The organism is Sphingomonas faeni (assembly GCF_040407495.1).
GTDB lineage: Bacteria > Pseudomonadota > Alphaproteobacteria > Sphingomonadales > Sphingomonadaceae > Sphingomonas > Sphingomonas faeni_D.
Genome location: NZ_JAPZPP010000001.1, coordinates 706,135 through 728,182 on the forward strand (window position 1 = coordinate 706,135; position 22,048 = coordinate 728,182).

Here is a 22,048-nt window from a genome sequence, read left to right on the forward strand (position 1 = left end):
GTTCCGGGCGATGCGCTGCTTGGCTGCCCCTGACCCCGACCCTCCCCCCGGAGGGGAGAGGGAGCAGAAGATTGGCGCTCATCGACGCGGCAATTCTACGGTAATCAGCGTGCCGGCGCCGGGTTCGGACACAAGTTCGATCGTGCCGCCATGCGCTTCCACGAACTGCTTCGCCAATGGCAAACCCAAACCAAGCGCGCGATCCCCCATCGGCTTCGACTCCGCAAACCGGTCGAACGCATGCGCGACCGCGTCCGCGTCCATTCCGATGCCGTCATCCGATACCACGATCCGCGCGGTCGTAGCGTTGCCGTCGGTATGCAGCAGCACGCGCCCGCCATCGGGCGTAGCCGCGACCGCATGCCGCAGCAGATGCTCGACGACCTCCTTCAGCCGTTTCGGATTGCCGTTCACGCGCCCGGTCGAGCGCGCCACCTCGATCGCGAAATCGAGTTTGCGTCGCTTGGCTGATGGCAGGATCGTCTCCGCCGCCGCGCGCACGGTGGTCGCCAGATCGACGTCGCTGCGATCGGTTTCCGCACGATCGCTCTCCGCGCGCGTCAGGTCGAGCACGTCGTCGACCAGCAACCCCAGCCGCTCGACGGACTCGAGGATCGCCCCGACATAGCCCTCGGCCTGCGGCGTCAGCGCGCCGGCGTATCCGCCATGCAGCATTTCCGCGAACCCGCTGATTGAGGTCAGCGGCGTGCGCAGTTCGTAGCTCATGTTCGCGACGAACGCGGTCTTCACCTTGTCGGTAGCCTCGAGTGCGTCTGCCCGGTCGCGCAACGCCTGCTCTGCCCGACGGCTGTCCGTTATGTCGAGCATCGTGAACAGTGCATTGCCGTCAGGCAACGGCACGCCAGCGAACTCGAAATGCCGTCCATCGGCAAACGCCACGCGCCCGCCGCGCTGCTGGCGCCCGACCGTCGCCGACCGCACGAGGTCCGGGATCAACGCGGAACGGCCGGGCGTTGCGAGCTTGGCCCCGGCGGCCTCGGCAAAGGCGTCGACGCGGGGGTGCGAGGCCAGGAACTCCTCCTCCAGGCCCCACAGCGCGCGGAATCGGTTGTTCCAGAGTTGCAGCCGGCCATCCGCCGCGAACACACCAAGCGCTTCGAAGAGATTGTCGAACGTTGCGGTCCTCACCCTCAACAGCGTGTCGCGCGCGCTGGCGAGCTGGACCTGTTCGGTGCGATCCTCGAAGATCAGCAACAGGCCGCCATCGGGCAGCGGCTGCGCGACGACACGGAGATGCGTGCCACCGCGCAGATGCCAGTTTTCCTCCATCGCGCCGCCGCCGGGGGAGCTGTTCGTCTGCATGAACCAGTCGCGCCGCTCCGCCTTCCAGCTCGGGAAATCCCGCACCTCGGGCAACCGGTTCGCCTCGCGCATCCGCTCGAGCACGCGGTCGAATTCGGGGCGATCGGCGAGCCATTCGCTGCGCATCGCGAACATTCGCCGGAACGGCTGGTTGCAGAAGACGAGCGAGCGATCGCCGCCAAACTGCGCGACGCCCGCCGACAACCGGTCGAGCATCGCGCGCTGGGCTTCGGCAAAGCGTTTCGCACCGGACCGCGCCTGTTCCAGCTCCTCGATATCGATCGCGAACCCGGCGACACCGCCGCTCGGCAACGGCACGTCGTAGATCTGCAACGACCGCCGCGCGCCGTCGATCGTCGCGGGCAGGACCTGGCGGTGCGGCCGCCCCTGCTCGCGTGCGACCGCGGCCCCGGCGAGCGGCCCGCCGCGCCCCGACCCCTCGACCAGCTCGAGCCCGCGCGCGACGACGTCGGCGGCATCGCGCCCTTCGACCGCATCGACATAGGCCGTGTTCACCATCGCCAGCCGCAGATCGGTCGCGCGGTACCACATCGGCATCGGCGCGGCTTCGATCAGCCCGGTCAGCGACTCATACGCCTCGCCGAGCCGCGCGGTCTCCGCCCCGAGCCGGGCGATCTCCGCCTCGCTGTCGGTCGCATCGAACGCCCAGAGCAGGACGGCCCCGCTTACCCCCATCTCGCCCGGCGCACGGCCGCCGCGGAACGTGATCGCGCGCGCCGATCCCTGCAGCCGCACCGACCGTACGAAGGCCCGCCCGGACCGCTGCGCGGCGGTAACGTCCGCAATCAGCCGCGCCGCGTCGTCGGCGGACAGCCCGGTTCCTCCGGTCGCGAGTTCGGCGATCGAGCGCGGCGGCGCCTCCAGCCCCAGCCAGTCCGCCATGCGCTGCGTCATCTCGATCCGCCCACCCGAACGGACCACCGTCACGATCGCCGGCGACCCATCGAGCACGGTGCGCAACTGCCCATTCGCCTCGATTGTCTCGGTCGCCGCATTGCGGGCACGGATCCCGAGGAACAGCAGCACGCTGCCCGATACGACCAGCACGAGCAGAAGCGCACCTGCCAGCACCGCCATCCCAAGGCCGAGCGTGATCATCGTGAAGCGGACGGGAGATGGGACGAAATCATCGAGACCCGTTTAAGCGCCCCGATGCCAATGGGGAAGACGGACGCGAAAAACCGCTGCCGGTTGTCTCCCGAACCGTTCCCGCCGACGACTGTCCGTTACGACCAGATATGTCTGCAACGTTGTCAGAGTGTTGCAAGGAAGAAACACTGCGCAATAATCGGTCGCGGTTCGCCGCAAGATAATGGCAGACCTTGTGTCCCAGCTTTAGGCAGCGCCGCATTGACGAACGACAGACTCCTTGTCGTTTCGCCCGAACGCTATGCCAGGACCTACAGAATGCAGACCTATCGCCGCCGTTTGCTCGCCACGACGTTGTTCGTGGGTGCCGTTGCCCTAGCCGTTCCTGCAGCCGCGCAGGTTGCCCCTGCCGAGGCACCTGCCACCGACCCGACTGCGTCGCAGCCTCCCGTAGATCAAGCCACCGTCGCACCGCAAGCTGCACCGCAAGCCGAGGCGCCCGCCGACGATATCGTCGTCACCGGTTCGCGCATCTCTTCGCCGTCGGCCACTGCCGCGTCGCCGTTGCAGAGCGTTGGCATCACGCAGATCCAGCAGGCCGGCGCGATCAACGTCCAGGACGTTCTGCTGCAGAACCCGGTGTTCGGTTCGCCGGGCGTAAGCCGCACCAATTCGAGCTTCGCCACGCAGGGTGCTGGCGTCGCCACCGTCAACCTTCGCAATCTTGGCGACGATCGCACGCTGGTCCTGGTCAACGGCCGCCGTTTCGTCGCCGGCTTGCCCGGTAGCAGCGCGGTCGATCTCAACGTCATCCCGACCCAGTTCCTCGAGCGCGTCGACGTGCTGACCGGCGGCGCATCGGCAGTCTATGGCTCGGACGCGGTCGCGGGCGTCGTCAACATGATCTACAAGACCAAGTTCGACGGCGTTCAGCTCGATGGCCAGGTCGGCATCTCGCCCTATGGTGACGGCTTCGATCGCCAGGCCAATGCGCTGGTCGGCAAGAACTTCGCCGACGGTCGCGGCAATATCATGCTGTTCGGCGGCTATTCGAAGCAGGGCACCGTCCTGAAGCGCGATCGCTACACCGAAGCCGGGTCGAGCGCGGTCGATTCGACCAGCCTTGGCGGCAGCGTGACCGGCGAAGACGCCGATCTCTTTACGCCGGCTCGTCCGTTCCTCTCGGGCTTCGCACCGCAGGGCCGCTATTATACCGGCATTGCAGGCGTCGGCGCGGGACGTCAGACCTTTACCTATGGCCAGGATGGCGCGTTGCGTAACTGCGCATCCGCCAATGGCACGGGCGGCTGCATCAACGCCGATGGCTCGGTCGCAGGCCCCGACGGCTTCAATCGTTCCGACTTCCGGTATCTCGCTGTTCCGGTCGAGCGCTATGTCGCCGCCGGTCGCGCCAATTTCGAAGTTTCGAACGCGTTCAACCTGTTCCTCGAAGGCAATTACGCCAAGACCAAGGTCAACACGGTCATCGAGCCGTTCCCGCTCGATTCGAAGTTCGGCAACCCGGTCCTGTATTCGGGCAATATCCCGATCGAGACGATCGTCGGCGGCGTACGCTATCGCAACCCGTTCGTGCCGGACGCGATCTACAACAGTGCCGTCGATACGCCGATCGGCAACACCGGTGTCGGTGACGGGCTGAAGGACATCGCGTTCGATCGCCGTCTCAGCGATTTCGGGACCCGCACCAGCCAGGCCAGCCGCGACATGTTCCGCATCGCGGGCGGTGCGAACGGCAAGTTCCTCGAGGATCGGTTCAACTACGAAGTCTACGGCGTGTACGGCCAGACCGTCGAGAAGCAGTCCGGCACGGGGCAGTTCAACACCGCCAACTTCATTCAGGCGCTGAACTCGTACCGTGATCCGGCTACCGGCCAGATCGTCTGTGCCGATCCGGCTGCGCGGGCGGCAGGCTGCATCCCGGCCAACATCTACGGCGCAGGCACGCTCGCTCCGGCGGCGGCGTATCTCGCGGTGCCGACGACGCTGGCAACGAAGGTCACGCAGACGGTGGCCGGCGCCAACGTCTCGGGCAAGCTGTTCTCGCTGTTCGGCGCCGACCCGATCGGCGTCAGCATCGGCACCGAATATCGTCGCGAGACGAGCAGCAACGTGTTCGATCTGCTCACCCAGCAGGGCCTGAACGGCAACAATGCGCTACCGATCACGCGCGGCAGCTTCGACCTGATCGAAGGGTTCGGCGAAGCCATCGTCCCGCTGATCCAGGACAAGCCGTTCATCCGCTCGCTCAGCGTCCGCGGTGCGGTTCGCGTATCGAACTATTCGACCGTCGGCACGACCTTCAGCTACAATTACGGCGGCGAATGGGCGCCCTCCGAGGACATTCGTTTCCGCGTGATGAAGGCGCGTTCGGTCCGCGCACCGAACATCAACGAACTGTTCGCACCCAATCTGCAGAACTTCCCAAGCGGCCTCCAGGATCCTTGTAACGGCGTAACGGCCGCTCAGGCCGGTGCACTGGCCGTGAATTGCCGGGCTGCTACGGGTGTCGGGGCCAACATCGCGGCGAACGGCGGGACGTTCACGCTCAACCAGGCGGATGTCCAGGGAATCACCAGCTTCGAGCCGGGCAACCCGAACCTTCAGGAAGAGAAGGGCGATTCGTTCACCGCGGGTGTCGTCATCAATCCGCGTTCGGTCCGCGCACTGCGCAACCTGACGGTCACGGTCGATTACTTCAACATCCGGATCAAGGACGCGATCGTCCAGACGCCGCTGCAGTACATCCTCAACCAGTGCTACGAGCAGAGCAACCAGGACTATTGCAGCCAGATCATCCGCCGCGCTGGCGTCTCCGGTGCCAACAGCGCCGGCTCGATCGATCGTCTGACGACGACGTTCCTCAACAGCGGCGGGACGAAGACGTCGGGCATCGATACGACGATCACCTATCGCCAGGATCTCGCCAATTGGGGCCTGGACGGCATGCTCGGCCTGACCGGATCGTACACGCACCTGATCTCGGGCTACACCATCCCGCTGCCAGATGCGGACCGCGACTATTTCGCAGGCGAGATCGGCGCGTCGCGTGATCGGTTCACGACCAACGCGTCGTACGACATCGACGGCGTTGGCCTGACGATGACCGGCACGTGGATCAGCCAGGCCAGCCTGGACGATCAGCTGACGGGTGCGCGCCCTGGCACGAACCCGGCGTATCGTGTGCGTCCGCAATTCTACCTGGACTCACAGATCCGCTTCAAGACGACCGACGGCTTCGAATTCTACGTCGGCGGTTCGAACCTTCTGAACAACAAGCCGCCGTATCTCGCCGACATCGGCGCATCGGCTGGCCAGGATACGGATTCGGGCACCTACGACGCGCTCGGCCGTCGCTACTATGCAGGTGTCCGGGTCAACTTCTGATCCGATCACGCACTATTTTCGAAGGGGAGCCGGCAACGGCTCCCCTTTTTTGTCTGGCGCGTTGATACCGGTATTGTTCGATGGAATCGAAACAGCGGTAAGGAACAGTGCGGATGACCTGGATCGTGGGATTTGCAACGATAGCGCTAGCGGCTTCAAGTGCGATTGCCGCCCAACCAGCCCCAGATACTAACCAGACCTTGGGCGTGAGCGATGTCGGGCGGTTGATTGCGGTCAAACCCGGCGAAGAGATCAGGATCGCACTCCCGAACCCGATCGGGTCGAACTATACGTGGCAGATACTGTTGCAGAAGCACGTTGCCCTAGTCGCGCCGATCAAGACCAGGGATAACCCCCTGACACCCTGGGGAGCAGCGGACACGCGTCAGGTCGCGGTCATCCGCCTGCGTGCGCCACGCACCGGGTCGGCAAGCGTCCTGCTGGGTCAGGTCCGCGATGGCGGTGGCGGCGGCAATGCCTCCAATTCGTACCGTTTCCGCTTTCGCGTCGTTCCCTAACCGCCGCCGCCCGACAGCAAAAGGCCGCGCCCACCTTATGGTGGACGCGGCCCTTTACGCAGCGATCGTCAGAACGATCAGTAGCGGTAGTGATCCGGCTTGAACGGGCCTTCGACCGGCACGCCGATGTAACCGGCCTGCTTGTCCGACAGCTTCGACAGCTTCACGCCGAGCTTCTCGAGATGGAGCATCGCGACCTTCTCGTCGAGGTGCTTCGGCAGGACGTAGACTTCGTTCTTGTAGTTCTCGCCCTTGGTCCAGAGCTCGATCTGCGCGAGCGTCTGGTTGGTGAAGCTGGCCGACATCACGAACGACGGGTGGCCGGTGGCGCAACCCAGGTTCACCAGGCGACCCTTCGCCAGGATGATGATCTGCTTGCCGTCCGGGAACTTCACCAGGTCGGTGCCGGGCTTCACTTCGGTCCAGTCGTAGTTCGACAGCGCGGCGATCTGGATCTCCGAGTCGAAGTGACCGATGTTGCAGACGATCGACATCGGCTTCATCGCCTTCATGTGATCGGCGGTGATGACGTCGGCGTTGCCGGTCGCGGTGCAGAAGATGTCGGCGCGCGACACGGCCTCTTCCATCGTGACGACCTCGAAGCCTTCCATCGCCGCCTGCAGCGCGCAGATCGGATCGACTTCGGTGACCATCACGCGCGCGCCGCCGTTGCGGAGCGACTGGGCCGAACCCTTGCCGACGTCACCGAAGCCGGCGACGCAGGCGACCTTGCCGGCGAGCATGACGTCGGTCGCGCGACGGATCGCGTCGACCAGCGATTCCTTGCAGCCGTAGAGATTGTCGAACTTCGACTTGGTGACCGAGTCGTTGACGTTGATCGCGGGGAACGGCAGCTCGCCCTTCTTGGCGATTTCGTACAGGCGGTGAACACCCGTGGTGGTCTCTTCCGAGACGCCCTTCAGGTTCTTGACGGTTTCGGTCAGATAGCCGGGGTTCTTCGCGACATACGCCTTGAGCGCACGCTGCATCTCGACCTCTTCCTCGTTCTCGGGCTCTGGCATCGTGTGACCGGCTTCGAGCTTGGCGCCCCAGAGCGCGAACATCGTCGCGTCGCCGCCATCGTCGAGGATGATGTTGGCGGTCTGGCCCTCTACGTCGCGATCCCACGAGAAGATGTCGCCGACATAGTTCCAGTAATCCGCGAGGCTCTCGCCCTTGATTGCGAACACGGGAACGCCGGTCGCGGCGATCGCGGCGGCGGCATGGTCCTGCGTCGAGAAGATGTTGCACGTCGCCCAGCGGACGTCGGCGCCGAGCGCGGTCAGCGTCTCGATCAGCACCGCGGTCTGGATCGTCATGTGCAGCGAGCCGGTGATGCGCGCGCCCTTGAGCGGCTGTGCTGCGCCGAATTCGGTGCGCAGCGACATCAGGCCGGGCATTTCGGTCTCGGCGATGTTGATCTCGGCGCGGCCGAAATCGGCGAGGCTGATGTCGGCGACGACGTAATCGGTCTTCGCGGGGGCGAGGGTGGTGGCCACGATGGGTCTCCTGGAAATTCTGTGATCGGCGAGCCTCATGCCCGTGCCGGATGCCGTGCCACTTAGGGGATCGGGAGCTCCAAATCAAATATAAAGATATCTTTATATGACGCTCGGGGATGCACACTGTGTAAGCCGCGTTGCCCTTCTTCGGCTCCCCTCCCTGGAAGTGAGGGGTTGGGGGTGGGTCGGTTCGAGGCGGGCGCACGGCTAGCCAACCGGCCGACCCACCCCCGGCCCCTCCCTTCCAGGGATGGGGGAAGATTAGGCCCGCCCCGTCTCAGCGACGAGCAACCGCGGATCCACGCCGGCCTGCGCGAACGCCAGCGTCCAGCGATCCTCCGCCACGGTCTCGAACAGCAGTTCGGCATCCCCGGCCACGTTGAACCACCCCGGCCGCGACAGCTCGCCCTCGAGCTGTCCGCCATCCCAACCGGCATAGCCGAGCGCCACCACCCACTCCGACGGGCCCTTCCCCTCGGCAATCGCGCGGAGCACGTCGACCGTGCTCGACAGCTTCCACCGCCCGGCGACATCGACCGAGTCCTGACCGCCCCAGTCGGACGAATGCACCACGAACCCGCGCCGCGGCTCGACAGGCCCGCCGAAATGCACCGGCGCGTTCGGCGCGTCGCCCGGCTCGATCCCGAACTGTTCGAGCAGATCGTGGAAGCCCAGACCGTCGATCGTCGCGCCGATACCGATGCCGATCGCGCCATTCTCGTCATGGCTGCACATCGCGATCACCGCGCGCGCGAACCGCGGGTCGCTCATCCCCGGCATCGCGAGGAGGAATTGTCCGGAAAGAAAGGGCGTCTTGTCCATGCGTTGGACCATAGCGACGCGGATGATCGCCCGCCACGCTTGAAATAACCGCGCCCGCGTCCAAGGTACGCCTCGCCCGCGACCAACGCGCGGCGACAGGAGATTTCAGATGACGATCAGCGTCGGCGACCGGCTTCCCACCACCAATCTCGTCAAGGCAACCGCAGACGGCCCCGATCAGGTCGATACCGACAGCTTCTTCAAAGGGCGGAAAGTCGCGCTGTTCGCCGTTCCCGGCGCGTTCACGCCGACCTGCTCGGCAAAGCACCTGCCCGGTTTCGTCGAGAAGGAAGCCGAGCTTAAGGCCAAGGGTATCGATGAGATCGCGTGCGTGTCGGTTAACGACGCGTTCGTGATGGGCGCGTGGGGCAAGTCGGCGGGTGCCGGCGACGTCACTTTGCTCGCGGACGGCAATGGTGATTTCGCGAAGGCTATCGGGCTGACGATGGACGGCTCGGGTTTCGGCATGGGCATCCGCAGCCAGCGTTACTCGATGCTGGTCAACGACGGCGTGGTCGAGCAGCTGAACGTCGAGGCCCCCGGCGAGTTCAAGGTGAGCTCGGCCGAGCACCTCCTCAGCGAGATCTGATCCTCCCCGGCAGGGCACGCTATCTGCCCCCCTCCCTGGAAGGGAGGGGCCGGGGGTGGGTCGGCCTGGGGCGCGTGCCAGCGTTCCCTCGAGAGCGACCCACCCCTAACCCCTCCCTTCCAGGGAGGGGAATGGCTTTATCGGCGAGGTTTCACCCAACCCCTTAGGTGGTCTTGCCACCGTAACGTCCGCCACCTAACACTGCCCGATGACAATCGCATCCGACCTCGTCGCCGACCTCGACCGCCTCTACCGCGCTTCCGTCGAGCGCCTCCAAGCCGCCATGAGCGCCTATATCGCCGACGGCACGACGCCGGATCCGGCCAGCCGCACCGACGGTTCGTTCGCCTATCCCGAGATCCGGCTGACCTATAAGGGCGGCGTCGATCGCCCTACCCCGCTGCGGTCGTTCGGTCGTCTGGTCAACGCGGGCGAATACCGCATCAGCGTCACCAAGCCCGCGATCTTCGCCGAATACCTGACCGAACAGCTTACGCTGCTGATCGAGGATTACGACGTCACCGTCGAAGCCGTCGAAGGTCGCCAGGAAATCCCATTTCCGTACGTCATTGAGCCTGGCCACGCGTTGAGCCTCGACGAGGTGTCGGCGACCGAATTGTCGCGCCATTTCCCCGCGACCGAGCTCGCGCATATCGGCGACGAAATCGCCGACGGCCTCTGGGTCGCCAACGACGAGACGCGTCCGCTCGCGCTGTTCGACGGCCTGCGCACCGATTTCAGCCTCGCCCGCCTGCGCCATTACATGGGCACGCCGGCGGAACACGCGCAGCGGTTCGTGTTGTTCACGAACTATCACCGTTACGTCGACGAGTTCGTTCGCTGGGCCGGCACGCAATTGGGCGAAGGCTCGCGCTTCACAAGCCTCTCCGGCGCGGGCGGGATCACGATCTCGTCGGGCGACGACATCGACAAGATCATCTCCGACAGCGCCTGGCGGCGCCACCAGATGCCCGCCTATCACTTGATGGCGGACGACCGCACCGGCATCACGCTCGTCAACATCGGCGTCGGCCCGTCGAACGCCAAGACGATCTGCGACCATCTAGCGGTGTTGCGCCCCGAGGCGTGGCTGATGATCGGCCATTGTGGCGGGCTGCGCCCCAGCCAGCGAATCGGCGACTATGTCCTGGCGCATGCGTATCTGCGCGACGATCATGTCCTCGACGACGTCCTGCCCCCTGAAATCCCGATCCCCGCGATCGCGGAAGTCCAGCTCGCAATGGCCAAGGCGGCCGAGATCGTCTCGGGCCAGTCGGGCGAGGAGCTCAAGCGCCGCCTCCGCACCGGCACGATCGTCACCACCGACGACCGTAACTGGGAGCTTCGTTACTCGAAGTCCGCGCTCCGCTTCTCGCTCAGCCGCGCGGTTGGCATCGACATGGAATCCGCGACGATCGCCGCGCAGGGCTATCGGTTCCGCGTTCCCTACGGCACGTTGCTCTGCGTTTCTGACAAGCCGCTCCACGGCGAGCTGAAGCTGCCGGGCCAGGCCAACCGCTTCTACGAACGTGCGATCAGCGAGCATCTGCGGATCGGGATCGAGACGTGCGAACAACTCCGCTTGGAGGGCGCCAAGCTCCACAGCCGCAAGCTCCGCGCGTTCGACGAGCCGCCTTTCCGGTAAAAATCGGAGCGGATCGCGCGAGAATGGGTTACGCATCCGGAATCATTGCTGAGGGAATATAACCGTGGCCGACACCGACACGCCCGATACGGAAGCAAAGAAGCCCGTCACCCGCCGCCGCGCGCCGCGTAGGGCGAGCGCGCCCAAGGCGGCTCCGGCGGCTACGTCCTCCGCCAAGCCGGTCGCGTCCAAGCCGGTACCGGTCGCGAAGCCGGTTGCGGACAAGCCTGTGGCTGCCGTGCCTTCGAAGCCTGCAGCCAAGCCTGCGCCGAAGCCACGCTCGACCAAGCGCAGCACGCCGCGCTCGGTCCCCGCGCGCAACGCAGTAGCGCCGGTGCCGGTCGCCAAGCCCGCGGAAAAGACCCGCGGCAAATGGGGTGCGGCTGCCATCTTCAGTGGCGTTGCGGTTGCTGGAGCGGCGGTTGGCGCGTTGCTGACCTTGCGTGGGAGCACGCCCAAGGCTCAGCCAGCGCCCAAGCCGAAGGGCACGCACGCGCATCAGGCTGACGGGGAGGACTCGTCGAAGTCGTTCGACGCCGGCATCGCCGATCCGGGGACGGTTCCGGAGTAAGATAACGCACCGCATTCCCCATATGGAAACACCACCCCGGCGAAGGCCGGGGCCCAGTTAGAACGTCTTAAGCAACTAAGCTCATCGCTCCGTTAGCGACGTTTCCCAACTGGACCCCGGCCTTCGCCGGGGTGGTGCGTTATAGGTGTCGCCCCACGCCGCCTTGGTTCCCCCGCGGAGGCGGGGGCCCCAAAACCACGGTAGCGTTCGTAACCCTGGGCCCCCGCCTCCGCGGGGGAACCAGGAATTAGCGGGCGAAGGTCAGCTGGCGATAAGCCAACGCCCCCTCACCACCCAGTCGGCTTCCCCTTGTTCTGCACGTCCAGCCAGGCCTTCAACGGCGCGAAATACTCCACCAGCGCCGCGCCCGACATCTCGCGGCTGCCGGTGAACACCTGCAACGCATCCGGCCAAGGCTTCGACTGCCCCATGCTGAGCATCGCGTTCAGCTTCGTGCCCACCGCCTTGTCGCCATAGAACGAGCAGCGATGCAGCGGTCCCTTCCAGCCGGACTGGTCGCACGCCGCCTTGTAGAACTGGAACTGCAACACCCGCGCCAGGAAATACCGCGTGTACGGCACCGCCGCCGGGATGTGGTATTTGGCGCCCGCATCGAACTTGGTCTCGTCGCGCGCGACCGGTGGCTTGATGCCCTGATACTGGAGCCGCAACTGGTCCCACGCCGCCTGATAGCCGGTCGCCGGGATCTGTCCCGAGAACACGCCCCAGCGCCACTTGTCGATCAGCAGCCCGAACGGCAGGAATGCGACCTTGTCCATTGCCTGGCGCAGCAACAGCCCGATGTCCTTGTCCGCGCTCGGCACCTTCGCCTGGTCGAGCAGGCCGATCTTGACCAGGTAATCCGGCGTGATCGACAGCGCGACGGTATCACCGATCGCCTCGTGAAAGCCGTCGTTCGCGCCGTTCTTGTAGAGCATCGGCTGCGCCTTGTACGCACGCTGATAGTAGTTGTGGCCAAGCTCGTGGTGGATCGTGACGAAGTCGTCCGCATTCACCTTCGTGCACATCTTGATCCGGATATCGTCCTGGTTGTCGAGGTCCCATGCCGACGCATGACAGATCACGTCGCGGTCCGCGGGCTTGGTGATCTGCGAGCGCTTCCAGAACGTGTCCGGCAGCGGCGCGAAGCCGAGCGACGAATAGAAGCCCTCGCCCTGCTTCACCATCTTGAGCGGATCATAGCCCTTGGCCTTGAGCAGCTCGCCGGTGTCGTACCCGACATCCCCCGCCCCCTTCGGCGCGACGATGTCGTAGATGTTACCCCATTCCTGCGCCCACATGTTGCCGAGCAGGTCGCTGCGGATCGGCCCGGTCTTCGCCTGCACCACGTCGCCGTATTTCTCGTTGAGCTTCCACCGGGTGTAGGTGTGGAGCGCCATGTAAAGCGGCTCGACCTGCTTCCAGATCGTGTCGGTGAGCGCCGCGAACTGCTCGGGCGTCATGTCATAGCCCGAGCGCCACAGCGCGCCGACGTCCTTGTAGCCGAGCTCGCGTGCGCCTTCGTTCGAGATCGCGGTCATCTTCGCATAGTCGCCACGCATCGGCGCACCGACTTTGTCGTTCCAGCTCGTCCACATCTCGGTCAGCTTGGCAGGATCGCGCGTCGAGCCCATCGCCGCCTCGATATCCGAGCCGTTGATCGGCTTACCGTCGAGCGTCCCCATGCCCTTGCCGTAGGACGACGACATCTTCGTGGTCAGCGTCGACAGTTCTTCGGAAGCCCCTGCCCGCGTCGGTGCCGGCAGCGTGAGGCCACCGCGGAGCAGGTCGAGCTTACGCTTCGTGTCGAACGACAGCCCTGGCAGCGACGCATAACGCGCAGCACCGAGCGCATACTTCACCCCGAGATCTGTCATCTCCGCGCCCGACTTCGCCGCCAGCGCATCGGTATCGTCGGTGATGTAGGTGGCGTTGACCCACGCCACGCGCGACGCATCGACTGATTTCGCGGCGAACACCTGCTCCGCCTCGGCAACGAAGGCGTCCGCCTGCGCGACGGTCGCCTTGCCGGTCGCGACGGGTACGGTGGTTTGCGCCTGCGCCACGACGGGCGTGGCGATCGCGCACGCCAGCGCGATCAGAGAAACGGTACGGATCATGGATTCCCCCTAGATTATGCCCCCAGAGTGATGGTCAGCCGCCGCCCGGTCAACTGTCTCTGGCCGACCTTGCGATCCTCCCCCGCCAGGGGGGCGTGGCGCCGAAGGCGGCGGAGGGGGAGGAACGCGAAACGGAGGTGGTCTCTTACCTCCCCCTCCGTCTGGCATGAGCCAGCCACCTCCCCCTTGCGGGGGAGGATCGAGGACAGGGCGTCAGCGCGCGAGGAAGTCGGCGATCGCCTGACCGAGTTCGGGTTTCACGACAGCGCTCATGTGGCCGCCGGGGGTCTCGACATACTCGCCATCCGGCAGCACCGCGGCCAGATCGGGTGCCGAACCATTGTCCTGATCCTCCCCACCGCAGACGACCAAAGTCGGCTGCTGAATCGCCTTCACGGACTCGAGCGGCGTATCGACGAACGTCTCGAGGATGCCAAGCAACGCGACCGGATCGCCGCCGGTGGTCTTCAGGAACGCCTCGGCCAGCCACTCGGGCGTACCCTGTACATGCTGGCCGAGCTTGGTCAGGATATTGCGGAAATGTCCGGCGCGACGCGACGTCTGCGTCAGTCCTTCGAGACCCATCCCGGAGAAGATCACGCGCCGCGGCGTCGCACCGGTGGCGAGCATCCGGGACGTCGTCCGCGCACCCAAAGAATAGCCGCCGAGATCATATTGAGTCAGTCCGAGATGCGCGATCAGGGCATGGCCATCTTGCGTCAACGCGTCCGCGGGATACGCTTCAAGCCCATGCGGCTTGTCGCTATCGCCGTGCGCGCGCAGGTCCGGCATGATTACGCGGAACCCCTTCGCGGCGATCTTCGCGGCATGGCCGTAGCGGATCCAGTTGGTCTTCGCGTCGGAGAAATAGCCGTGGATCAGGACTACCGGCCGTCCCTCGCCGACCTCCCGCCACGCGATCCGCGTGCCGTCGAAGCTCTCGAAAAACCGGGTCTCGCTGGGGGTGCTGGCCACAATCTCATCCTGTAAACTATGCGGCTGCCAGTTCGTGGCCTCGACCCGCACTGTCAACCGTCGAGCCCAAACGAAAACGGGCGACCCGAAGGCCGCCCGTTCCGCTCATCAGTTTTTACAGATCAGAACTGGTAGCCGATCCCGCCCGAGCCACCGGCCCGGCCCTGCGAGTCGTACGTGCCGCTGAGCTTGACCACGGTGTGGCCGTCGTTGAACGCCTTCGACATGCCGACCGCGACGGCCGACTGCCCGGCATACGTGCCACCGCCAATTGCGAGCATGCCCTTGCCGGCTTCGTAGGCCTGCGGCAGCCCGGCGGCGGCGAGTGCGCTCGACGTGCCCGCATAGCTGTCGCGACGGACCGAGCGGATGTCGAAGTCGAGCGCCGCGATCCGCCCGTCGGTGTAGCTGTTCGCCTGCGTCACTGCAGAATTGATGCCCGAGTTCAGCTGCCCGACATTGACCGCGTCAGTGGTCGAGACGCCGGCTGCGACGTTGCTGAGCACGGTTGCCGCTCCGCCTGCGTTGAACGTCACGTTTGTCCGTCCGGCACCATACTGGACCGAGTTGCCACCCAGCGCCAAGGCACTGTCCGCCGTACCCTGCGCCGTCGCGACGGCCTGGTTCGTGGTGTAGAGCTGGCCACCATTCACCGCGTCGGTCGATCCCGCCGCGAGTGTTGCAGCGGCGACGTTGGCCACCTTTACCGGTGCCGCAGCATTGCCGCCCGCCAGCGTCACGGTGTTGGTTCGTGCGCCGTTGGCATCGGTCGTGTACGATACCGCGTTCACGGTGGTCAGGGCCAGCGCGTACACCTGTCCGCCGTTGACCGCGTCGGTCGAGCCCGCGGCGATCGAACCACCCGCGACGTTGTGCAGACCGACCGGCCCCGCCGCCGCACCGACCAGGGTCAGATCGTTGGTCCTGGTGCCGCCGTTCGGCGTCGTGGCACTTCCCGGGTTCGAATATTGTACGGGACCGGTGCCGCCATTCGAGACCTGATTGCCGAGATTGGTGATCGCGGTGGTGTTATTGGCGACCTGGACGTTGGTTGCGTTCAGCTGCGAACCGTTGACCGCGTCGGTCGATCCGGCCGCGACACTGCCTGCCGCGACGTTGGTGATCTTCGTTCCGCCGGCACCGCCGAGCGTCAGCGTGGTCTTGGTGGCGTTGTCATACTGCACCGTGCTGTTGCCGAGCGCGGCGACCTGCGCTGCGACCCCGGCGACCTGGCCGACATTGGCGGCATCGGTCGCCGCGGTGCCTGCCGCGACATTGGTGATCTGTCGCTCGGCACCGACCGAGCCGACCGACACCTCGCCGACCGAGGTCTGCAACCCGGCAAGGCCGAGCGCGGCATAGCCGAGCGTGCCACCCCGCACGGCTACGGCGCCGGTGCCGATCGCGACACTGTTGTTCGCCGAGACCAATGCTTCCGGCCCGATCGCGAGGCTGTCGGTGCCCGTCACGCTGCTGTCGCCGCGGGTGGAGAGGACCCGGAAATACCGGATTCCCGCACCGCCGTTGATCGCGCCGTCGACCGCGTCGAACACCGACTGGACGTTGCCATATTGGGTGCCGCCGAAGGCGATCGAGGCGAGTACGCTGTTGGTAGCCGCGTCGTAGCGCGACAGCCCACCCAGACCGGCCGCGACCGAGGTGCCGAGCCCGACGAGTTGTCCGCCGTTCACCGCATCGGTCGAGCCCGCTGCCAGCGTTCCCGCGGCAACGTTGCCGAGGACCACCGGCGCGCTGCCGGCCCCACCGAAGGTGACGCGTGATCGGCTCGGATCGTCATATTGCACGGATAGCGCAGCGAGATTGCCGACCTGTCCGGACACCGTGGCCAGCTGGCCGCCATTGACCGCATCGGTCGATCCCGCCGCGACCACGCCGTCGCCGACATTGTGCAACGCGACCGCACCGGCAGCACCGCCGACCAGCGTGACGTGGTTGGAGGGTACGCCACCGTTAGGAGTCGTCGGTGCGCCTGCGTTCGAATACTGCAGCGCACCGATCGCGCCGTTCGCGATGCTCGTCGTCAGGTTCGAGACGTTGGTGTTGGTCGCGAACAGCTGGCTGCCGTTGACCGCCTCGGTCGAGGTCGCGCCGAGCGTGCCTGCCGCGACGTTGCCGAGCACGACGGGAGCTCCACCCGTGCCGACGCCGCCCAGCGTGATCCGCGACCGGCCGACATCGTCATACTGCACTGCCAGTGCCGAGAGGCCGCTGACCTGCCCGGAGACGCTGGCGAGCTGTCCACCGTTGACCGCGTCGGTGGATCCCGCCGCGACATTGCCATCCGCGACGTTATGCAGCCCGACCGGGCCGGCAGCCGCACCGACGAGCGCGACGTCGTTGCTCGGCACGCCGCCATTGGGCGTGGTCGGCGTCGCGGCGTTCGAATATTGCACCGCGCCGATCCCGCCATTGGCGATATTGGTTGTCAGGTTGGTCAGCGCCGTGTTCGTGTTGGTCACATTGGCGTTGGTCGTGAACAGCTGGCTACCGTTGACCGCCTCGGTCGAGGTCGCACCGAGCGTGCCTGCGGCGACGTTGCCCAGCACCACCGGTGCGGTTCCGACCCCGCCGAAGCTGACCCGGCTGCGCGTTGCATCGTCATATTGCACCGCCAATCCGTTCAGCGTGCCCAACTGGCCCGACACCGAAGCAAGCTGATCACCGTTGACCGCATCGGTCGAGCCCGCGGCGACGACACCGTTACCTACATTGTGCAGCGCAACCGCGCCCGCCGCACCGCCGACCAGGGTCACGTCGTTCGACGGCACGCCACCATTGGGCGTGGTCGGTGCACCTACGCTCGAATATTGCAGCGCGCCGATCGCACCGTTGGCGATGTTCGTCGTCAGGTTCGTGACGTTGGTGTTGGTCGTGAACAACTGGCTGCCATTGACCGCGTCGGTCGAGGTTGCCCCCAGCGTACCGGCTGCGACGTTGCCGATCGCGACGGGCGCCGCGCCGGTGCCGACACCGCCAAGCGTCACGCGGGTCCGGGCGAGATCGTCATACTGCACGGCAAGGGCCGACAGTCCGCTGACCTGCCCGGAGACGGTCGCAAGCTGTCCGCCATTGATTGCGTCGGTCGAGCCCGTCGCGACCACGCCGGCGGCGACGTTGTGCAGTCCGACCGGGCCGGCAGCCGCACCGACAAGCGCGACGTCGTTGCTCGGCACGCCACCATTGGGCGTGGTCGGCGTCGCGGCGTTCGAATATCGCACCGCGCCGATCCCGCCATTGGCGATATTGGTCGTCAGGTTGGTCAGCGCTGTATTCGTGTTGGTCACATTGGCGTTGGTCGTGAACAGCTGGCTACCGTTGACCGCGTCGGTCGAGGTCGCGCCGAGCGTACCCGCCGCGACGTTGCCCAGTGCCACCGGTGCCGCGCCGCTGCCGGCCCCGCCCAGTGTCGCGCGGACCCGCGTCGCATCGTCATACTGCACCGTAAGCCCGGCCAGCGTTCCAAGCTGTCCGCTCACACCCGCGAGCTGCTCGCCGTTCACCGCGTCGGTCGAGCCAACCGCGACGACACCGGCGGCGACATTGTGCAGGCCGACCGGCCCGGCGGCGGCGCCGACCAGCGCGAGATCGTTCGAGCGTACGCCGCCATTCGGGGCGGCGGGGGTCGTCGCGTTCGAATATTGGACCGTGCCGATCGCGCCATTGCCGATGTTGGTGGTCAGCGTCGAGACATTGCCGTTGGTCGTGAACAGTTGGCCACCGTTGACCGCTTCGGTCGATCCGGCGGCGACCGTTCCCGCCGCGACGCCGGCGATGGTCGTGCCCGCCGGGCCGGCGAGCGTCACCCGGTCCTGCGCCGCCGTGTCATACTGGACCGCGTCGGTCTGCAGCGCGCCAACCTGTGCCGCCACACCGGCAAGCTGGCCGACATTGACCGCATCGGTCGTAGCGAAGCCGGCGGCGACATTGGTGATCTGACGTTCGGCACCGACAGATCCGACCGAAACCTCGCCTGCCGCGGACTGCGGCACGGCGAGCCCGATTGCTGTGTAAGGCCCGGTCGGTCCGCGTGCGGCGACGCTGTTCGCGCCAAGCGCGACACCGTTCGCCGCGCTTGCTGTGGCGCCCGTGCCCAGCGCGACCGCGCCGGTAGCATTGGCTCCCACCGCCGATTCATTACCGAGCGCAATCGCGCCCGCAGCGTTGGCACCGACCAGCGATGCGTTACCAAACGCGATCGCGCCGACGGCGCCCGCTTCGGTCGTGGCGCCATTGCCGAACGCGACCGCATTCAAATCGGCTGCGGAGGCTTCCTGTCCGTTCAGGCCCAGCCCCGTGATACGGTTGCCGCCGATCGCGATGCCCGCCTGATTACGCAAGGTGAAGCCGTCCGCCTGGGTTACACAGGCGTCGTTTGCCCCCACGATATTACCGTTGGCGTTGAGCACCGACAGGGTGATCGGCTTGCTGCCTATCGCGTCGGACAGGATCCCTGCAAGGTCGATGGTGGGCGCCGGCGTCGGCACCGTCTGCAGATTGGTGACGAGCTGTATTCCTCCAATCCTGATCGACGTCAGTGACGAGCCGAGATTGCCCACGTTACTGATGAGTGGATTGATCGTGCTCTGAAGCGGGACTGCGATACCGGTAACGACCGGGGTCAGTAATTGCGTGATGACCGACGGCGGCAGGCTAACGCCGGAGCAAGCGCCGACGACGTCCGATGGAGCCCCGGTTTGCGCCGTCGCCGACTGCGCTACGAACAGCGAGGCCGCGGCAAGACCCAGAAGCGAGGCGCCGGTGCGCAACTGGCGCAGGATTTTCGTACCGTGATCACGTCGACCTGAACTGGCGATGATCGCCTTCGCGGCCTGCGGATCAAGCGTTTTTAAAGCATTGCGGTGAGCCGACGCGGTAGACATGCCAATAACCTCCACTAACGACCGCAACAGCAGTCTGAACGTCACCGGCAAAGGGTCGAATACCGACCTCTATCCCGGAACGTCCTAGTTTTCGGGGCTGTTTCGCTAACAGTAAGTTACTTGAGGGTGCTGTATTAGAACAGGATTAGGCTGCACTATTGTGTACCAACGCTCCTCCTATTAGCCGATATAGTTTGTTATTTGCCCCAAAGTGGAAGGTAAATGGAATTCGAGCAGTGCCTACCCCAGACATCCACAGGACCCCGCTCCACGAAAAACACGCCGAAGCGATGTAAGTTACCAAACCGGACCTATTGTCGAAATGGGCGGATCGGCGGCATTTCGCGCCGGCAAATATTCTTGATAACCACGACGCACGAGAAAAACCGCGCCGCCTTTCTCGCTGGCGACGCGGTCTTCAGGACAGGAGGTCTTCGAAACCGGGCGAATCACCCCGGGCGGTTTATGCTTTTTGCAGGTGCCGCCGCCCGAGCAGTTCCGCGATCTGCACCGCGTTGAGCGCAGCACCCTTGCGGAGGTTGTCGCTGACGCACCACAGGTTGAGGCCGTTCTCCACGGTCGGATCCTCGCGCACGCGGCTGATGTACGTCGCGAAGTCGCCGACGCACTCGATCGGCGTGATGTAGCCGCCGTCCTCGCGCTTATCGACCAGCATGATCCCGGGCGCCTCGCGGAGGATGTTCTGCGCCTCTTCAGCCGTGATCTCGTTCTCGAACTCGATGTTGATCGCTTCCGAATGGCCGACGAACACCGGTACGCGGACGCAGGTCGCGGTGACCTTGATCTTCTTGTCGAGGATCTTCTTGGTCTCGACGACCATCTTCCACTCTTCCTTGGTCGAGCCGTCGTCAAGGAAGCTGTCGATGTGCGGGATCACGTTGAACGCGATCTGCTTGGTGAACAGCTTGGGCTCGGCGGGATCGCCGACGAAGATGTTGCGGCTCTGCTCGAACAGCTCGTCCATGCCCGCCTTGCCCGCGCCGGAGACCGACTGATAGGTCGAGACGACCACGCGGAGAATCTTCGCCGCATCGTGCAGCGGCTTCAGCGCGACGACCATCTGCGCGGTCGAGCAGTTCGGGTTGGCGATGATGTTGCGGACCTTGTAGCCGTCGATCGCCTCGGGGTTCACCTCGGGCACTATCAGCGGCACGTCGGGGTCCATGCGGTAGAGCGACGAATTGTCGATCACGACGCAGCCCGCAGCCGCGGCGATCGGTGCGTAGATCGACGAGCCCTCGGAGCCGATCGCGAACAGCGCCATGTCCCAGCCGTTCCAGTCGAAATGCTCGATGTTCGTGCATTTGATCTGCTTGCCGGTGTCGCCGTAATCGACCATCAACCCCTGGCTGCGCGACGACGCGACGCAGGCGATCTCGTCCGCCGGAAACTCGCGTTCCGCCAGAATGTTGAGGATCTCACGCCCGACATTGCCGGTCGCCCCTGCGACCACCACCCGATAACCCATGTTGTCACTCCGATTGGACTTGGGCGCGCAGTACCGACGTTGCGCGGCGAGGTCCAACGGCTTTCGACTTGTTGCGCGGATAGGGGGAGTTTGGGCGCTCCTGGGTATACGCCACCGTACCGCCCGCACCCTTGTTCCCCCGCGAAGGCGGGGGCCCAGACTGGGCCCCCGCCTTCGCGGGGGAACAAGCTAGCGCTCAGTGATATGGATCAGCACCTGCCCCAGCAGTAGCACCACCCCGGCGGAGGCCGGGGCCCAGTTGGGAGACGTTGCTAATTAAGCGCTGCGGTCCATTACTGCGAGCTTTCCACCTGGGCCCCGGCCTTCGCCGGGGTGGTGTGTTGGCGGAAAGTGCGACCCTCAGTCGTGCGTCCGCGCCTGCCAGGTCGCATGCTCGATCCCGTGCACCTTCGCGAGGTGATCGGTAATCGCATCCAGCTCCTCCGACGGCACATTCGTCGCCACCAAGGTCGCCGCGATCTCCACCCGATCCTCGCCCCGCTCGGTCACGTCCAGCTCCGCCACCTGCAACTGTGCCGCCTCGAGATGCTCGACTACCAAGTCGCCGATCGGCCCCGCACCCCCCGCCGCAACCGTCACCATCACGCTATAGGTGGCCTCGATCGTCCGCCCCTCGGTCGGGATCCGGTTGATCCCGTCGACCAGCGGCCGCAGCGCGGTGTTCGCCAGCAGCACGACGAACGTCAACAACCCCGCCTCCGCGATCATGTCGCTGCCCGCGCACGACCCGACCGCCGCCGAGCACCAGAGCGTCGCCGCGGTGTTGAGGCCGCGGACGTTCATGCCCTCCTTCATGATCACGCCCGCGCCGAGGAAGCCGATCCCCGACACGACGTACGCGATGATCCGGATCGACTCGACGTCGCCGCCCAGCCGCTGCCCGAGATCGACGAACGCCGCCGACCCCAGTGCGACCAGAGTGTTGGTGCGCAACCCCGCGGTCCGCTGGCGATATTGCCGCTCCGCCCCGATCAGCGTCCCGAACACGAACGCGGCGATATAGCTCACCAGCGTGTCGAGGAACGGCCACAGGTGAAACGTCTCGACGAACCGCATC

The 22,048-nt window shown here is 65.6% G+C and carries 13 protein-coding genes; 5 read left to right on the forward strand and 8 right to left on the reverse strand.

Going from position 1 to position 22,048, the window contains the following annotated elements; genetic code table 11:
- Positions 1–78: 78 nt before the first annotated feature.
- On the reverse strand, positions 79–2,442 hold the full coding sequence (locus O6W96_RS03325; RefSeq protein ID WP_353468234.1) for a sensor histidine kinase: 2,364 nt from the start codon (positions 2,440–2,442) through the stop codon (positions 79–81).
- 309 nt (positions 2,443–2,751) lie between these two features.
- Between O6W96_RS03325 and O6W96_RS03330 the strand changes: the two genes are divergently transcribed.
- The gene (locus tag O6W96_RS03330; RefSeq protein ID WP_353468235.1) at positions 2,752–5,838 is read left to right on the forward strand and encodes a TonB-dependent receptor domain-containing protein; all 3,087 of its coding nucleotides are present in this window, start codon (positions 2,752–2,754) and stop codon (positions 5,836–5,838) included.
- A 206-nt stretch (positions 5,839–6,044) separates the two neighbouring features.
- Positions 6,045–6,356 carry a hypothetical protein gene (locus O6W96_RS03335; RefSeq protein WP_353468236.1) on the forward strand — a complete coding sequence of 104 codons (312 nt, stop codon included), beginning with the start codon at positions 6,045–6,047 and terminating at the stop codon, positions 6,354–6,356.
- 77 nt (positions 6,357–6,433) lie between these two features.
- Here the strand turns inward: O6W96_RS03335 and ahcY are convergent, their stop codons facing one another.
- Both ahcY and O6W96_RS03345 read right to left on the reverse strand, forming a co-directional pair.
- Positions 6,434–7,894, reverse strand: coding sequence for an adenosylhomocysteinase (gene ahcY, locus O6W96_RS03340; RefSeq protein WP_197978384.1), 1,461 nt, complete (start codon positions 7,892–7,894; stop codon positions 6,434–6,436).
- Positions 7,895–8,119: 225 nt separating this feature from the next.
- Complete coding sequence (locus tag O6W96_RS03345) at positions 8,120–8,680, reverse strand: YqgE/AlgH family protein (RefSeq protein ID WP_353468237.1); 561 nt, start codon at positions 8,678–8,680, stop codon at positions 8,120–8,122.
- Between the two features lie 109 nt (positions 8,681–8,789).
- Between O6W96_RS03345 and O6W96_RS03350 the strand changes: the two genes are divergently transcribed.
- The 3 genes from O6W96_RS03350 to O6W96_RS03360 all read left to right on the forward strand — a co-directional run bounded on the left by O6W96_RS03350 (position 8,790) and on the right by O6W96_RS03360 (position 11,485).
- Positions 8,790–9,269 carry a peroxiredoxin gene (locus O6W96_RS03350; protein ID WP_353468238.1) on the forward strand — a complete coding sequence of 160 codons (480 nt, stop codon included), beginning with the start codon at positions 8,790–8,792 and terminating at the stop codon, positions 9,267–9,269.
- Positions 9,270–9,477: 208 nt separating this feature from the next.
- Positions 9,478–10,914, forward strand: coding sequence for an AMP nucleosidase (locus O6W96_RS03355; RefSeq protein WP_353468239.1), 1,437 nt, complete (start codon positions 9,478–9,480; stop codon positions 10,912–10,914).
- A 64-nt stretch (positions 10,915–10,978) separates the two neighbouring features.
- Positions 10,979–11,485 (forward strand): hypothetical protein, encoded by a 507-nt coding sequence (locus O6W96_RS03360; RefSeq protein ID WP_353468240.1) that lies wholly within the window; start codon positions 10,979–10,981, stop codon positions 11,483–11,485.
- Positions 11,486–11,772: 287 nt separating this feature from the next.
- Here the strand turns inward: O6W96_RS03360 and O6W96_RS03365 are convergent, their stop codons facing one another.
- From O6W96_RS03365 to O6W96_RS03385, 5 genes are all read right to left on the reverse strand, one after another.
- Positions 11,773–13,605 carry a M2 family metallopeptidase gene (locus O6W96_RS03365; protein ID WP_353468241.1) on the reverse strand — a complete coding sequence of 611 codons (1,833 nt, stop codon included), beginning with the start codon at positions 13,603–13,605 and terminating at the stop codon, positions 11,773–11,775.
- A gap of 213 nt (positions 13,606–13,818) precedes the next feature.
- Positions 13,819–14,580: an alpha/beta fold hydrolase gene (locus O6W96_RS03370; protein ID WP_353468242.1), complete on the reverse strand. Its 762-nt coding sequence runs from the start codon at positions 14,578–14,580 to the stop codon at positions 13,819–13,821.
- Positions 14,581–14,702: 122 nt separating this feature from the next.
- Positions 14,703–19,481 (reverse strand): YadA-like family protein, encoded by a 4,779-nt coding sequence (locus O6W96_RS03375; RefSeq protein WP_353468243.1) that lies wholly within the window; start codon positions 19,479–19,481, stop codon positions 14,703–14,705.
- Positions 19,482–19,944: 463 nt separating this feature from the next.
- Positions 19,945–20,970, reverse strand: coding sequence for an aspartate-semialdehyde dehydrogenase (locus tag O6W96_RS03380; RefSeq protein WP_353468244.1), 1,026 nt, complete (start codon positions 20,968–20,970; stop codon positions 19,945–19,947).
- A gap of 360 nt (positions 20,971–21,330) precedes the next feature.
- Positions 21,331–22,047 carry an MgtC/SapB family protein gene (locus O6W96_RS03385; protein WP_353468245.1) on the reverse strand — a complete coding sequence of 239 codons (717 nt, stop codon included), beginning with the start codon at positions 22,045–22,047 and terminating at the stop codon, positions 21,331–21,333.
- Position 22,048: the final 1 nt, after the last annotated feature.